The organism is Streptomyces sp. NPDC096048 (assembly GCF_044763415.1).
In the GTDB taxonomy this organism is placed as follows: Bacteria; Actinomycetota; Actinomycetes; order Streptomycetales; family Streptomycetaceae; genus Streptomyces.
Window position 1 is genome coordinate 221,991 of record NZ_JBIWGG010000005.1, and the last position, 13,882, is coordinate 235,872.

11 protein-coding genes and 2 pseudogenes are annotated in these 13,882 nt (G+C 70.7%); 4 read left to right on the forward strand and 9 right to left on the reverse strand.

Translation table 11 applies throughout. The features are described 5' to 3' along the window. Nucleotides 1–211 precede the first annotated feature (211 nt). The 3 genes and pseudogenes from ACIQ6R_RS15150 to ACIQ6R_RS15160 form a co-directional block, all read right to left on the reverse strand. A pseudogene (locus ACIQ6R_RS15150) lies at nt 212–394 on the reverse strand (2,3-diaminopropionate biosynthesis protein SbnB); the annotation flags it as partial. Continuing rightward, nucleotides 310–570, reverse strand: coding sequence for a hypothetical protein (locus ACIQ6R_RS15155; RefSeq protein WP_404179112.1), 261 nt, complete (start codon nt 568–570; stop codon nt 310–312). The gene ACIQ6R_RS15155 and the pseudogene ACIQ6R_RS15150, both read right to left, overlap by 85 nt. Beyond that, the gene (locus ACIQ6R_RS15160) at nt 486–812 is read right to left on the reverse strand and encodes an acyl carrier protein (protein WP_404222175.1); all 327 of its coding nucleotides are present in this window, start codon (nt 810–812) and stop codon (nt 486–488) included. Before ACIQ6R_RS15160 ends, ACIQ6R_RS15155 begins: the two co-directional genes overlap by 85 nt. Before the next feature lie 344 nt (nt 813–1,156). Here ACIQ6R_RS15160 and ACIQ6R_RS15165 point away from each other — a divergent pair, with 344 nt between their 5' ends. Continuing rightward, a complete protein-coding gene (locus ACIQ6R_RS15165; RefSeq protein WP_404221567.1) occupies nt 1,157–1,726 on the forward strand; it encodes a resolvase in 570 nt (189 codons plus the stop codon). A 188-nt stretch (nt 1,727–1,914) separates the two neighbouring features. Here ACIQ6R_RS15165 and ACIQ6R_RS15170 read toward each other — a convergent pair whose 3' ends face one another. Next, the gene (locus ACIQ6R_RS15170; protein ID WP_404221569.1) at nt 1,915–3,096 is read right to left on the reverse strand and encodes a helix-turn-helix domain-containing protein; all 1,182 of its coding nucleotides are present in this window, start codon (nt 3,094–3,096) and stop codon (nt 1,915–1,917) included. Nucleotides 3,097–3,177: 81 nt separating this feature from the next. Continuing rightward, the gene (locus ACIQ6R_RS15175; RefSeq protein ID WP_404178691.1) at nt 3,178–4,245 is read right to left on the reverse strand and encodes a helix-turn-helix domain-containing protein; all 1,068 of its coding nucleotides are present in this window, start codon (nt 4,243–4,245) and stop codon (nt 3,178–3,180) included. A gap of 283 nt (nt 4,246–4,528) precedes the next feature. On the opposite strand from ACIQ6R_RS15175, the gene ACIQ6R_RS15180 reads away from it, so the two are divergent. The 3 genes from ACIQ6R_RS15180 (at nt 4,529) to ACIQ6R_RS15190 (ending at nt 8,394) form a co-directional block, all read left to right on the forward strand. Next, nucleotides 4,529–4,984 (forward strand): peptidoglycan-binding protein, encoded by a 456-nt coding sequence (locus tag ACIQ6R_RS15180; protein WP_404221571.1) that lies wholly within the window; start codon nt 4,529–4,531, stop codon nt 4,982–4,984. Nucleotides 4,985–5,260: 276 nt separating this feature from the next. Further along, nucleotides 5,261–7,690 carry a glycoside hydrolase domain-containing protein gene (locus tag ACIQ6R_RS15185; RefSeq protein WP_404178685.1) on the forward strand — a complete coding sequence of 810 codons (2,430 nt, stop codon included), beginning with the start codon at nt 5,261–5,263 and terminating at the stop codon, nt 7,688–7,690. After that, entirely contained in the window at nt 7,687–8,394 is a 708-nt protein-coding gene (locus tag ACIQ6R_RS15190) for a hypothetical protein (protein WP_404221573.1), read from the forward strand. The genes ACIQ6R_RS15185 and ACIQ6R_RS15190 overlap by 4 nt, the downstream gene beginning before the upstream one ends. 1,348 nt (nt 8,395–9,742) lie before the next feature. Here the strand turns inward: ACIQ6R_RS15190 and ACIQ6R_RS15195 are convergent. From ACIQ6R_RS15195 to ACIQ6R_RS15210, 4 genes and pseudogenes are all read right to left on the reverse strand, one after another. Next, nucleotides 9,743–11,356 (reverse strand): sulfite oxidase, encoded by a 1,614-nt coding sequence (locus tag ACIQ6R_RS15195; protein WP_404221575.1) that lies wholly within the window; start codon nt 11,354–11,356, stop codon nt 9,743–9,745. A gap of 163 nt (nt 11,357–11,519) precedes the next feature. Further along, nucleotides 11,520–11,786 (reverse strand): hypothetical protein, encoded by a 267-nt coding sequence (locus ACIQ6R_RS15200; protein WP_404179100.1) that lies wholly within the window; start codon nt 11,784–11,786, stop codon nt 11,520–11,522. Between the two features lie 39 nt (nt 11,787–11,825). Next, a pseudogene (locus tag ACIQ6R_RS15205) lies at nt 11,826–12,514 on the reverse strand (hypothetical protein); the annotation flags it as partial. After that, a complete protein-coding gene (locus ACIQ6R_RS15210) occupies nt 12,514–13,842 on the reverse strand; it encodes an MFS transporter (protein ID WP_404221577.1) in 1,329 nt (442 codons plus the stop codon). The pseudogene ACIQ6R_RS15205 and the gene ACIQ6R_RS15210, both read right to left, overlap by 1 nt. Between the last annotated feature and the right edge of the window lie 40 nt (nt 13,843–13,882).

Sequence of the window (13,882 nt, forward strand, 5' to 3'; positions counted from 1 at the left end):
CTATGACCGGTTCATTTCAAGGAAGTTAGCGGCATTGGTCCGCACCTGTAACCCCTTTCGCGCAAGATCTCGATTCTTTTTCCGCCGGGGGGACAAAGTGTCGTATGCATCGGATCGGCCGGCGCGGGTGGCGTGCCGCGCGCGCGAGCGCTGGGGGCCGGGCATCTGCCCGGCCTCCAGCGCCTCATGACGGAACGCGCACCAGTGGCGGCCGGAAGCCGGCCGAGCTGTCGGCGGACCCGTCGTGCACGCCGATGGCGTCGAACGCCCAGCCGGTGCCTTCGAGATAGGTGTGGAGGTAACGGGCGATCAGCCCCGCATCGACGAAGCCCAGCCGGGCGTGCCGCGGTCGCCCCCTGCTGAGCCGGTCGGCGGCGGACGCCGCGGTCCTGGCCGCGCGCCGTCCGGTTGCCAGGACCAGTCGATGGCGCTCGCGCGGCAGCACGCCTCGACGGCGCCCCGGTCCTCGGTGCCGAACGACTGGGTCAGCGTGGCGCCGATCTCGTTGTGGTAGGTACGGGAGAGCAGCCAGCCCTCCCGCTCGAAACGGCGGACCAGTGCGGACAGCATGGGTTTCTCCTCAGGAGGTGGTCTTCGGGGCTCGGCCGGGGGCGGGGTGGTGCCGTGCCGGTGCCGGTGCCGGTCCGGGTGTCGAGCAGCAGGGCCGGTTCGGCGAGTGCCGGATGGCCGGTGAGGTCGCGCAGGGAGATCGCCCGGTCCAGCCGGACCGCGAGCCGTACGGCCGACAGGGAGGCGGCGCCCAGCCCGAAGAAGTCGGCGCCCCGGCCGATCCGTTCGGGCGGTACGCCCAGTACCGCCCCCCATGCCGCCGTGAGCCGCCGCTCGGTCGGGGCCCGCGGGGGCCGGTGCTCCTCCTGGCCGTCTTCGGCCGTGCCGAACTCGTCGGCGAGCCCTCCGGGCCGGTCACCACGACCGCGCCGTCGCGGACGCCGTCCACCCGCAGCAGCGCGTTCTCGACCTCACCGATCTCGATGCGGAACCCGTGGATCTCGACCTGAGTGTCCTCGCGACCGAGGAACTCCAACTTCCCGTCCGGCAGCCGGCGACCGAAGTCGCCGCCCCGGTAGAGCCGCCTGCCCGACCGGTACGAGTCGGTCCGCTAGGCGACCGGCGAGTTGCGTCCACCGTGAAGTTCATGGTGCGGACCCTCGCCGCCGCCGCCGGCGAACTCCAGCGCAACCTCCAGCGCGAGCTCACCTACGACGGGCTGCGCGCCGCCGAGGCCAAGGGCAGCAAGGGCGGACGCCGCCCCGCCGTGACGGCCGACAAGAGCGTCGACGTGCGCACCACGTACCTGGAGGACCGCTCGATCGCGGTCCTCGCCCGCGACCACGGCGTCAGCCGCGGCGCGATCCGCACAACCGTCGCCGACCTCTTGCCCGACCACATCGCCGTCGAGGAGGACGCCTCTGCCCCGGAGTTGCCGGTTGCCCTCCACATGCCGGGCAAGGTCGCCGACTTCCTCCACACCGCCGAGCCGGAGCCCGCCGAGCGAGCGGCGCTCGACCAGGGGGTGACCGTGCGGCGTGGCCAGGGCTACACCCTGCGCGTCACCGCCGTGCACCGTCAGCTTCTTGACCGCTGCCAGCCGCTCGACGGCGGCCAGGGCATCCTGGTGTTCCGGCCCAGCGCAAGGCCCGTCGCGAGGACGAGAACCGCGTCAGCACGCTCGCACCGATCGGACCGTGATCGTTCCCGCCGATAACCGCTGTACCGATGTTCCCCGAGGCCGGTGACCGACAGAGCGGAACTTTCCCGCCTTCCGCGCCGCGTGGCCGGGGGCGGAGCGGAAGGCGGCCATGCCGCCTCCGGCCCGGACCCGCCTGGCCTTCCCCGGAACGGGACCCTCGCGCAGGACCGAACGGCAGCAGTCGGCTGCCGGGAGCGCGGTCGTCAGGGTGTGGCGGTGTGGGGTTGTGGTGTTGCTTTGCGGGCTGCGGCCAGGCAGTTCGGCCAGTCCTCGAAGGTCTTGTGCTGGGCCCAGAGCCGGTGTGCCGCTTCGATGTTCCATTCCGGGTCCAAGGCGTCGAAGGGGGTGCCGCGCAGATCGCGGAGCCTGGCGTCGGATATCTGGAAGACGCCCCAGTTCCGGCTGCTGTCGGTGTTGGGGAGGACGTGGAGGGGGTCCAGGAACGACTGGCAGTCGGCGATGCGAACGGCGAGGTCCGGTGCCTCGGTGAAGACCTGTCGGATGCGTTCGGTGACCCGCTGCGGGGTCCAGGTGGTCATGGTGACGTCGGAGGTATAGAGGGCCTCCTTCGTCCGGGGGCCTACCAGTCCGTCGGCGTCCAGGCCTGCGAGTACTTGGAAAGCTGTCACCCGGCGGAGCGTTTCCGGGCCGAACTGTCCGTCGACGGCCACCTTCGCGCCGTGGTCGACGAGGAGTTCCTGGACCTCGACCACGCAGTCGTCGTGCTGCCCCATGGTGATCTGACTGCCGCACTCGGGGCCGAACAGCTTTCGGCCGGACCCGGGACGAGCGGTGGCGGAGGCCGCGGCGGAGGGCGGTGCGGCCCGCTGCTCTCCGGCGTCGACCATCCCTCGGACGTTCCAGGTGATCACGGCGGTGAGCAGTACGGCCACGGCCAGACCCGCCGAGATCCAGGGGCCTCGGCGCCACGGCTCCATGACCGGGGGAGAGGCGGCCGGCAGAGGCTGCTCCTCCTCGGCGGTGAGGAGCGGAGCGGTCGGGGCTGCGCCGGTGGGCGCGTCGGCGCGTGGCTCCTGACTGTAGGGCTCCTGTTCGTGGGACTGCGCCGCCTCGTCTGTGGTGGCGGGGCCTGCCCGTCCTTGTGCCGCGGGGTCCTTGATGTCCGGCTGGCTCTCTCTGGCCAGGTCCCACTTGCGGTACAGCTCGGAGATCTCCCGGTCCTGGGCCTCCGCCTGTCTCGCCAGGAGTTCGATGACCTGGAAATCGGGCGGTACGGCCCTCCCGGTGCAGTAGCGGTGCAGTGCGGAACGGCTGACGTTCAGTCGGGAGGCGAGTGTGTCGTAGCTGTGCGGTGTGCGTTCCTTGAGCTCTCGCAGTGCCTCTGCCAGAGCATGCACAGGATCGTCGACTCGCTTGCCGGACATCTCATTTCCTCCCCGATCAGTCCGTCGTACGGACGTTCGGGGAACCCTACCCCGCGTGGGTGCCCGCCTTTCCTGTGGCAGTCAGGGGATGGACACCAGGCAATCCGGCCATGCGGAGAAGTCCCGCGTTCTCGACCAGATGCGTCGGGCCGCTTCGATGTTCCAGGCGGGGTTCATGGCCTGCGCGGGCGTGCCGCCGAGCTGACCGATCTGTTCCTCGGTCAGCTGGAAGACCCCCCACGTGCGGGACGCGCTCCCGTCGGACATCACGTACAGGGGATCGAGGAGCGACCGGCAGTCGGCGATCCGTACGGCTTGCTCCGGTTCTTCGGGGAAGGTCGTTCGGATGTGCCGGACGACCTGGTCGGGGCTCCATGTGGCCAGGGAGACGCCGCCCCGGTAGAGGGCTCGGGCGGTGGCTTCCTCCACCACGCCGTTGGGCGGCACACCGGCGAGAGCCTGGAAGGCCAGGACCCGGCGGCGGACGTCGTGCGTGTAGCGACCGTGGGTTTCGGTGCCGGCGGCGCCGGCAGACCGCAGGAGGCGCTGGACCTCCTTGACGCACTCGCTCTGCTGGCCCAGCCCGACCGAGCTCGGACAGGTTTCGGAGAGCAGCAGACCCCGCTCGGCGGTGTTCAGGGATGAGAGCAGCGGCGCCGTGATCAGCGTCGTGACGGTCAGGAGCGCGGCGAGGGACGTGGCCGTCCTGCGGAACCGTCGTCGTTCGGCCGGTGAGGAGAGGGGCGGCTCCGGTGCCGAGGCAGGGGACGCGGCCGGAACGGGGGACTCTGGTACGTGGGCCAGGGGATGGGCTTCCCTGTCGGTTCCCACCGTCGGTGGCGGAACGGGAGCAGAGGCGGCGGTCGGATCGGGGACCGGAACCGGGTCGGTCGCCCGTGACGGCTCTTCGGTCGCGCACACCCAGATGGTGTGCAGGGCCAGCAACCGCTGCCGGTCGGCGCCGCAGACCTTGGCGATGCGCTCCACCACGGCGAACTCCGTGGGTACGGCCGCGCCTGTGCAGTACCGGTGGAGTGAGGAGCGGCTGACGCCGGTACGGGCCGCGAGGGCTTCGAAGGTGAGCCTCGAACCGTTCTTCAGCGCGCCCAGTTCGCGGGCCAGCTCTCCTCCCTGGCCGTCGCCCCCCACCCGTCTCCGTCCTCCCGTACCGCTCCGCACCTCCCGGCAGATGTTACCGGGGACGATAACGGGCCGTCGTGTCCATCCCCATCCCACCCCCGTCCCATCACGCCGGATCGTCGCAGGTCGGAGCAAGTCTCGCGTCTCCGTGTCCCGTTGACCTTCAGGGACGTTGACCTGCCTGTCGTGCGGCTGGGAGAACTGCCCCCGGCTTGCCTCCCTCCAGGGGCGAGGGCTGCCTCGCTCGGTTTCCGGGCGAGGCCGACGACGGACGCGACAGGACGAGGCGACGATGAAGATCCAGCGCATGCTCCGCACCAGAGCGGCTCTCGCCGTGGGGGTGACCCTGCTGTCCGGCGCGGCCGTGGCCGGCACCGCCGGGCCGGCCACGGCCGCGAGTGGCTGCAATTCGACGTACATCAGCTCCAAGAGCTTCATCGAGTGGCGTGGGGAGGCGCGCATCCCCGCCTGGAGCGATGGCACGTACCTGAGTCTCAACTGTTCGATGCAGCTGGGTTCCTCCGGCGCCGGAGTGAGGGCTCTGCAGACATCACTCAACGAGTGCTATGACGAATCGCTCGATGTGGACGGGCAATTCGGGCCGCGGACTCGGGACGCGCTCAAGCGGGCCCAGGCCGAGGAGGACATCTCGGTGGACGGCGGTTACGGACCACAGACGCGCAACGCCCTCGCCTGGTACTACAAGCCCGTCACACCCATGGGCTCTGACGAATGCAGTCGGCTCTGACACGCCGGCGCTCCGTGCGCGGCGATGACCGCGCACGCCAGGGGCGGGCTCGGAACGGGTGAACCCCTTCAGCGCCGCCGTGAACGGGCGTGCAGCGTCGCTGCGGTCGAAGGACCGCGTCCCCTCACGGGCTCCCGTGCCGCGAAGGCCGGAGGCCGGCCCGTTCCCGACCCCGCCGAAGCCGCAGCCGAGCCACAGCCGGACCGCTCCCCGCGCTTCCCCACCGGCACACCGCCCATCGCGCTGGGCGACGGACTTGAACCATGGAGGATGTACATGTCAGAGGACCCCGACATTCTAGCCGCCCAGCAGTGGGTCAACGCGACCTACGCGAACGCACCCGGCTACGTGCCGTGCGAGCCGAACGGCAAAACGGGCTGGGCAACGGTGGATTGCCTCACCCAGGCACTCCAGCACGAACTGGGGATCTCCCCCACCGTAAAGAACTTCGGGCCGGGCACCGTTGCGGCGGTGAGACAGCGCCACCTGTTCCCCGACCAGGAGACCAACCAGAACATCATCCGCATCTACAGCGCCGCCTTGTGGTGCAAGGGCTACTACGGCCCGGCGCATCCCGCCATATGGGACTTGAGAGCCAGGACCTCCCTCGCCGAGCTCTACAACGACATCGGTATCGACTATCGCGAGCCCCTCGACGCAGACCTGTGGGCCCGCGTCACCCGTTCCCTGTTGCGCATGGACCAGTTCCGAACCGTGCCCGGAGGCAACAGCACCACCAAGCTCATCCAGCAGCACCTCAACCGGCGCTACGTCCAGCAGATCCGCATCCCCGCCATGAACCTGGTGCCGACCGACGGCATCTACTCGCGCGATGTGCAGCAGGGGCTGATGCTGGCCGTCCAGTACGAGCTCGGTCTGGACAAGGCCACCATCAACGGCAATTTCGGCGACGGTACCAAGCAGGCCCTGCGGACCAAGGGCACCGGCGACGACCTGCCCTACTACCTGCGAGTGCTGTTCCATGCCGCCTGCTGGTTCAACTCCCCCACCTGGGACAGCAATGGCAGCGCCGTCCACTTCCACCCAGAGAACGTGCTCGGGGACACCCTCTGGTCCGTCATCGAGGACTGGGTGCACACCTTCCAGAGGTTCTCCCAAATCCCGACCGACGCCGAGAACTACAACTTCCAGACCTGGGCCCAGCTGCTCGTCTCCTGCGGAGACACCATGCGCGATGCCTTCGGCTGCGACACCGCCGCGTACACAAGCATGGAACGCGCCCAAGCCCTCCGGAACAGTCGCTACCTGATCATCGGCCGGTACCTGGACGAGCACCTCGACCCCGACGACGAGCACTACCTCGGCAAGGCGCTCAAGCCCGGCGAGGCGCAGGACATCATCAACGGCGGGCTCCGGCTGTTCCCGCTGTTCCAGTACAACGGCACCCAGCTGTTCAACTTCAACAAGGCAAAGGGGTACGACCAGGGGCTCAAGGCCGATGCCAAGGCCAGGGAGCACGGCATCCCGCACGGCACTTGCATCTACTTCGCCGTGGACTACGACGCCCAGGACCACGAGATCACCTCGAACGTTGTCCCCTATTTCCACGGCGTACGCACAGCCCTCGAGAGGAGCGGCGCCCGCTACGTCTTCGGCGTGTACGGCACCCGCAATGTCTGCGAGCGCGTCTCCCGCGAGGCCGGTGCCCGCTGGTCGTTCGTCTCGGGCATGTCGTGGGGATACTCCGGGAACCTCGGCTACCCGATGCCGCACAACTGGTCGTTCAACCAGATCCGCGAGTACGACTTCCAGGCCGGCTACGGCCTCGACGCCAACGTCTGGCGGTGGGCAGGCGACCAAGGGGCGTCCAGACTCGACTCCGCAGGCCAGCGGGATCAGAGTCTGCGGGGGTACATCGACTTCGTGAAGAGCGTCGAGGGCGTCATCTCCACCATGGGCTCCGGTCCTCCCCGGGGTTCGGTGATCGACGCGACGCTCGCCTTCCTGCGGTCCGCCGAACCGAACTACCGCGAGCGAATATGGGCGGCCGTCCTGGGCGCCATCTGGCAGGAGGTCACGGATGCCTGCGCGGCCGAGGGCATAAGGCCGGAAGACAGGCTCACCTACTACGACCCGCGGGCGAACCACAACATCACCATCGCGCACTTCGGCGCCGCCGCCGAGGGCCACTACGCCCACCCCGGCAGCGGCACCGACGTGACGATAGGAGAAGGCTGCGGATGGGCGGGGGACATCCTCAACGCCTACACGCAGTGGCGTGAGAACCACCGCTCGATGTCCGGCGAGGACTTCTGCGTCCAGGTCGTCGGATCCGCCACGGTCGAATCCCGGTTCGGCAGTGACAACCTCATCGCCGACGTCGACGCCCACAACATCTCCCAGATCCTGTTCGGCACTGACGGCGAGCCCGGTGGCGGGGACGACCGGCTGCTGTCCGACGCCCTGTTCACGTATCACTTCTGGGATGGACCGAACCGCTCGGCGAAGCGGTTCACCCACTTCTACGAGAGCCGGTTCGGCGGCAGCGCCGCCACGTTCCGGGCGGCGGTGCGAAATGTGCTGCTGGATTTCGAGCCCTGGTCCTTCTTCGACTTGGCCAAGTGGAAGTTCCTGCCCGCCGACGAAGACCAGCATCCGGACAGGATCCCCTCGGACCAGATCGACTCGTTCGTCGAGGGAATGCACACCGTCATCACCCGACGTATGGAAGGGGAATCGGCGTGAGTCGCACCTTCACGCGGCGGAGCGTCCTCGCCGCCGGCGCAGGTACCGTCGCCGCCGCCTGGATCGGCCAGACCGCATCGGCCGCCGCCGCGCCGGACGCGTCGTCCGGGAAGCGGGCCCCGTGGACCGGGCAGCGATCCGCGAACGGCTGGAGCATCGATCCCGGTGCCGTCAGTCGGCATCAGGTGGAGGGGGCGTCGGCCGCCGTGATGCTGCGGGACGGTCCCGCGGCCGCCGTGCTGCTGCACGTCGCGCGGCGCTGGCACTACGAGATCGCACCGCTCGACACGGGCGAAGGCGGGGGCGCCAGCGGGCATACGACCAGTCGGGCCGTCGCCGCGGCGTACGAGTCGAACTATCTCTCGGGGACCGCCCTCTGCCTCCATCCCGCCGCGTATCCGCTCGGCGGGTCCGAAGGGCTGTGGCCGCATCACGAGTTGATCGTGCGGGACATCCTCCTGGACTGCGAAGGCACGGTCGTCTGGGGCGGCGACCTCTCCCCCGTGAAGCCGTCGCACTTCCACATCGCGGCGGGGCCGGACAACCATGCCCTCGCCGACATCGCCGAGCGGCTCTCCCCGCCCCCCGGCGCCGCGCGGACCCCTGTGGCGGGCGCCGGCGAAGACCCCGCCCACCCCGCCCGGCGCGTCAAGGCCCGCCGTCTCGAACGTGTCCAGAGAAGTGCGGTCTCGACGCGACACTGAGGCGCCCTCACGTACGCATAAGAGGGCCGAGACACAACCCTGAAACGTTCCGAACTCCCTTCCGGACTCCCTTACGAAAGGTTGTTCACATCAAACTCCGCAGACTCTTCTCGACGGTCGCTGCCTTCGCGGGGTTGGTCATGCTCTTCTCCACCGAAACGGCTCAGGCGTACGCCGGGGACCCTGAGGTGTACGACCTGGCGCAGAAGACCGACAACTGTCCCGATGCTGCGCGTGCCGTAGGACCACAACGGCCGGGGCCGTTTGGACGGGGCGGGACGGCCGACGCTGTTTCGTGCCGCTCTTTTCGGCTGGTCGGCGAAACGGGGATGACGACCTCCTGCTGGCGTAATGGGCGACCGCCCACCGTGCGCCGCGTGGCGGCCCACTACCTGGGCAGCTGCGCGGTGCGCTCGGGGTGGGTCGCGGTGATGTATCGCATTGCGGTCTGAGAGGAGATGCCGAACAGCGCATCAGGTGGAGCGGGTCGTCGACCTCGAACGCCTCGTCCCGGATCCGGTCATGTCGCAGCGTGGGCATCGTGAGTCCGGTGGGCCGGAAGATGGCGGTGAGCGTGGTACCGATGGGCGAGCGGGTGGTGTCTACCGCGGTCCATCGGTTGATCAGCGGATGCGGGTTGGTCGTCACCGGCCAGCGGCGGTGACGTTCGCATCCGGCGGACGGGGAAGAGCGGCAACTGCCCCGGGACGGTGGGCGGGAGGACCGCAGGGTCGTCCCGCGTGGGGGCCGCGGCCGCGCGTAGGTGTTCCACCCAGTGCAGCCGCTCGCGCTGATCGACGCCGGTGCGGCCGGTGCGCCTGCCGTACTTCTTCAGCGGCTGGGTGGGGGCGAGGCCGTAGTAGAGGAACATCAGCTGGCGGCTACGCGGGCCGGCGCCTTCAGGGTCGGTGACCCACGCGGCGTCGGCGTCGAGCCGGACAGCGTGCAGACACGCCCGGCACAGACGATCGGAGTTGAGATGTCCGGTGTGACGACAGCGCAGACATACGCCCTGCTCAGGATGCTTCCTCCGCCACTCCGTGCACCCCTGGCACACGCTCAGCCCCAGCGCCCCCCAGCCCCTGCAGTCCGGGCACTGAGCGGGATGAGGTCCTGCCCGCATCGGAGTCACCGCCGTCGTCGGAGCAGGCGCTCAGCGTGAGCGGCAGGACGGCGGGGTCGGTGCACCCGACGGGATCGGCGCCGCCGACGCCCTGGGCGCCATGACCCCCCACCACGGCGACGGTGACGGCGATGCGGCGGACGCGGGTCCGCATGCTGTTACTCCTGTGGGATTGCCCGGCTACTGCCGCCTGAGTTGAGGGGGAAGGGTGGTTGATCTGGTGAGTCACTCGGCCGTCACCACGACGGAGTGCCATCCACTGGCACCGTCGGGAACGGTGCGGGTGCGCTTCTCGGTCTGCACCTCGCCGGTGCGGTCGGTCGCCCGCACGGTGAGGGTGTGGCCGCCCTTGGCGGCCTGCCAGGCGTAGGACCACTGGCGCCAGGTGTCGCGCGAGTCCTCGGCCGTGAGGGTGGCCTCCTGCCAGGGCCCGTCGTCGACGCGCACCTCGACCTTGTCGATGCCGCGGTGCTGGGCCCAGGCGACGCCGGCCACCATGACGGTGCCCGCCTTCGGCCGGGCGAACGGCTTCGGGGTGTCGATCCGGGACTGGGTCTTGATCGGGGCCTCACGGGCCCAGTCGCGCTTGACCCAGTAGGAGTCGTACGCGTCGAACGTGGTCAGCTCGATGTCCTTGATCCACTTGCAGGCGGACACGTATCCGTACAGGCCGGGGACGAGCATGCGGACGGGGAATCCGTGGTCGAACGGGAGGGGCCGGCCGTTCATACCGATGGCGAGCATCGCGTCGCGGCCGTCCATGACGTCCTCGACCGGGCTGCCGATGGTCATGCCGTCCACGGAGCGGGCCACCAGCTGATCGGCGGGGCCGCCGGCCGACGGAGGCCGAACGCCGCACTCCTTCAGCAGGCCGTCCAGCCGCACGCCGATCCAGCGGGCGTTGCCGACGTACGGGCCGCCGACCTCGTTGGACACACAGGTGAGGGTGATGTCCCGCTCGATCAGCTCGCGGCGCAGCAGGTCGTCGAAGGTCAGGGTCTTCTCCCGGGTGACCCCCTTGCCGTGGATGCGCAGCCGCCAGGCCGTGGCGTCCACCTTGGGGACGACCAGGGCGGTGTCCACCCGGTAGAAGTCGCCGTTGGGCGTGATGAACGGGCTGACACCGGCGACCCTGGCCTGTGCGCCCCGGGGCACCGCGGGGGCGCGTGAGTCGGGCGGCGGCAGGTCGATGTTCTTGCGAGAGGCCACGGCCTCCTGGCCACTGGAACCGTTCAGGACCCGGCCCAGTGCGCCCGCCCCGGCCGAGGCGGCGGCAGCGGCCGTCGCCGCGATCACGAAACCGCGCCGGTCCCAGCCTTCACCGTGCCCTCGCGGTGCCGCGTCCGGTGCCGCCGGCACGTCCCGGGGCGGCGCCGGGAGGCGGCCCACGAGGACGTAGAGGAGCCCCGCGCCGACGACCGCCCCCAGGACTGAGGGGAGGGCGTCGGTGATGCTCGTGGAGTCGGGCCGGCTGGTGGCCGCCGTCGCTCCGACGGCCCCGAAGACCAGGACGCCCGCCGCCCCCGTACGCCGGTGCCGGAGGGCGAACATGCCGAGGGCCAGGGCGAACAGCGCCAGTACGGCGAGGATGCCGAGCTGGAGGATCAGCTTGTCGTCGGTGCCGAAGTTGCGGATCGCCCAGTCCTTCACGGCGCTCGGCGTACGGTCGATGGCCGCTGCGCCGACCGCGACGACCGGGCCCGCCTGTGGACGTACCGACCCGGCCACCGGTTCGGCGACGGCGAGCGCGGCGAAGCCCGCCAGGAGACCGCTCAGCGCACTCAGCCCGAGCCGTGTCCTGCTTCCGGGATTCCGCGGTTTCTTCTCTTCGTCGCTCACGTCGGTAATCCGGGACCGCACGGTCGGCGGATTGGCCCGGATCCCATTCCATTCCACTTTGCTTCCGGACCGATTCACGCGTTCACCGGATACGGATCATTACGCTCGCCGGTCAGTGGCCGATGCCCCGGCGGTGGCGTCACGCCGCCGGGGCGAGGCGACGTCAGGGCACGTCGCCCCGCCAGTCGAAGCGGCGGGGGTCGCCGGGCCGTGGGGAGTAGGCGGAGCGGCCGCCCGGGCCGTAGCGGCCTATCTCCGTCGCCAGCGACACCCCCCGGCCGCGCTCCAGTTCGGTGAGGTCGGTGACGTCCAGGAGCAGACCGTCCAGAGGGCCGCCCACCAGTTGTGCGTAGACACGGCCGGTCCGCGGACCGGGGTTGTCGTGATCGGCGCCGTAGACCCTGCCCCGCATGAATTCCACCTCATCCATGCCCCGCAGCCTCGCATCCGCCACTGACAACGGCGTCTGGACCGGCGGCTCGTCGAGCAGTTCCAGCAGGCAGCGGGCGCCCTCCCCGGTCACCGCGGCACCGGCGGCGCCGTGCGCGGTGGGGAACAGCCTGCCGTAGGCGCCGGCCCGGCTCAGGGCACTCAGCCGCCACGCGAGGCTCACCGCACGCCGCAGTTCCGCCGTGCTCCGGCCGCCGCCCGTCCACGGCTCCAGGTAGGCGTCACGCAGCCGCGGCAGTACGTGCGGCCCGTATCGCTCGCGGGCCTGTGCTGCATGGCGGCGTACTGGCGCAGCGGTTCCTCCCAGGCGCCGGGACCGCTGGGCTTCTTGTCGAGTACGTTCCTCAACAGCGGTCCCCCGTCGGGCAGCAGCGACCAGCCGCGGTCGGTGTCCACCGCCAGCGGCTCCAGTACGTGCTCCGGCACCCAGCGGGCCAGGGCCGCGGTCAGCGGGCCCTCGAAGGCGCTGGCCGGCGGATTCGCCTTGAACCACACCGCGCCGTGCCCCTCGACGGACAGCCGCACCAGCACGGACCAGGGCCGCAGCCGTACCCGCCGCTCCCCCGTCGCCCGCAGGCCGCGGGCGGCGAGCGCGCCCTCCGCCCAGCCGAGGGCCTCGGTCCGCCAGGCCTCGTCCTCCCAGGGAGTCACCGTGTCCTGGTACCGCCCCCGGTCCACGACCACCGGAGTCTCCGTCTCGCTCCGCATCACGCCATCTCAGCATCGCGTCCCCCGGCGGCCACCGCTTTTCGCCCCGGCAGGGGCGCCGCGGTCGCGCGCGGCCCGGTACGGCGGACGGTGAGGACGAGGAGGGCCGCCGCGGCGCATGCCGCGCCGAGGACGATCCAGACGGGGTCGTAGCCGGCGAAGGTGTCCCGGGCGACGCCGCCGAGGAAGGCGGCCAGTGCCGCGCCGACCTGGTGGGCGGCGTTGGTCCAGCCGAAGACGATGGCGCTGTCGTCGCCGTAGAACCGGCGGCACAGGGCGATGACGGGCGGCACCGTGGCGAGGTCGAGGAGGCCGAAGAGGACGACGAAGGCCATCATCGGCGGCGTCACGGTGGCGCTCATGATCACGGGCAGCGCCACCAGCAGGAGACCGCGCAGGGTGAAGACCACGGCGAGCAGCCTGCGCGCGTCGACGCGGTCGGTGAGCCATCCCGCGGCGACGGTGCCGGCGACGTTGAAGACACCGATGAGGGCGAGCAGGGTGGACGCGGTGGTGACCGGCATCCCGTGGTCGTGGGCGGCGGGGGCGAAGTGGGTCCACATGACGCCGTTGGTGGAGGCCCCGCAGACGGCGAACGCGGCGGCGAGCAGCCAGAAGGGGGCGGTGCGGGCCGCGTGGCCGAGGACGGTGACGGCGCGGCGCGCGGCGCCGGGGGCGGGTGGCGGCTTGGGGACGAAGACGGGGCTGCCGTAGGGGCGTCGGCCGCTGTCGGCGGGGTGGTCGCTCAGGGCGAGCCGGACGAGGAGCGCGGTGGCCAGTGCGGCGAGGGCGAGGGTGGCCAGGGCCGGGCGCCAGTCGTAGCGGTCGATGGTCCAGGACAGGGCGGGCAGGAAGACCATCTGGCCGAGGACACCGGCCGAGGCGAGGATGCCGGTGACCAGGCCGCGTCGCTCGGTGAACCAGCGGTTCGCCACGGTGGTGGCGAGGGTCATGGACAGGGCTCCGGTGCCCAGGCCGACGAGGAGGCCCCAGAAGAGGGTGAACTGCCAGGCGGCGGCCATGACGGTGGTGAGGAGTGCTCCCCCGGCGACCACGCCCAGGGCGGTGACGGCGATCCGCCGGATGCCGAAGCGGTCCATCAGTGCGGCGGCGAACGGGGCGGTGAGGCCGTACAGGACCATGTTCAGCGACGCGGCGAGGCCGATGGAGCCGCGGGACCAGTGGAAGTCGCGCTGCAGCGGGCCCTGGAGGATGCCGGGCATGGTGGAGAAGGCACCGGCGACGACGATCGCGATTCCGGTGACGGCTGCCACCCACCAGGCGCGGTGTCCGTGGAGGGCGCGGGGGTGCGGGGTCGGGTAGCGCATGCGTCCCACCCTTCGCCGGGCGCGGGACGCAAACCACTGG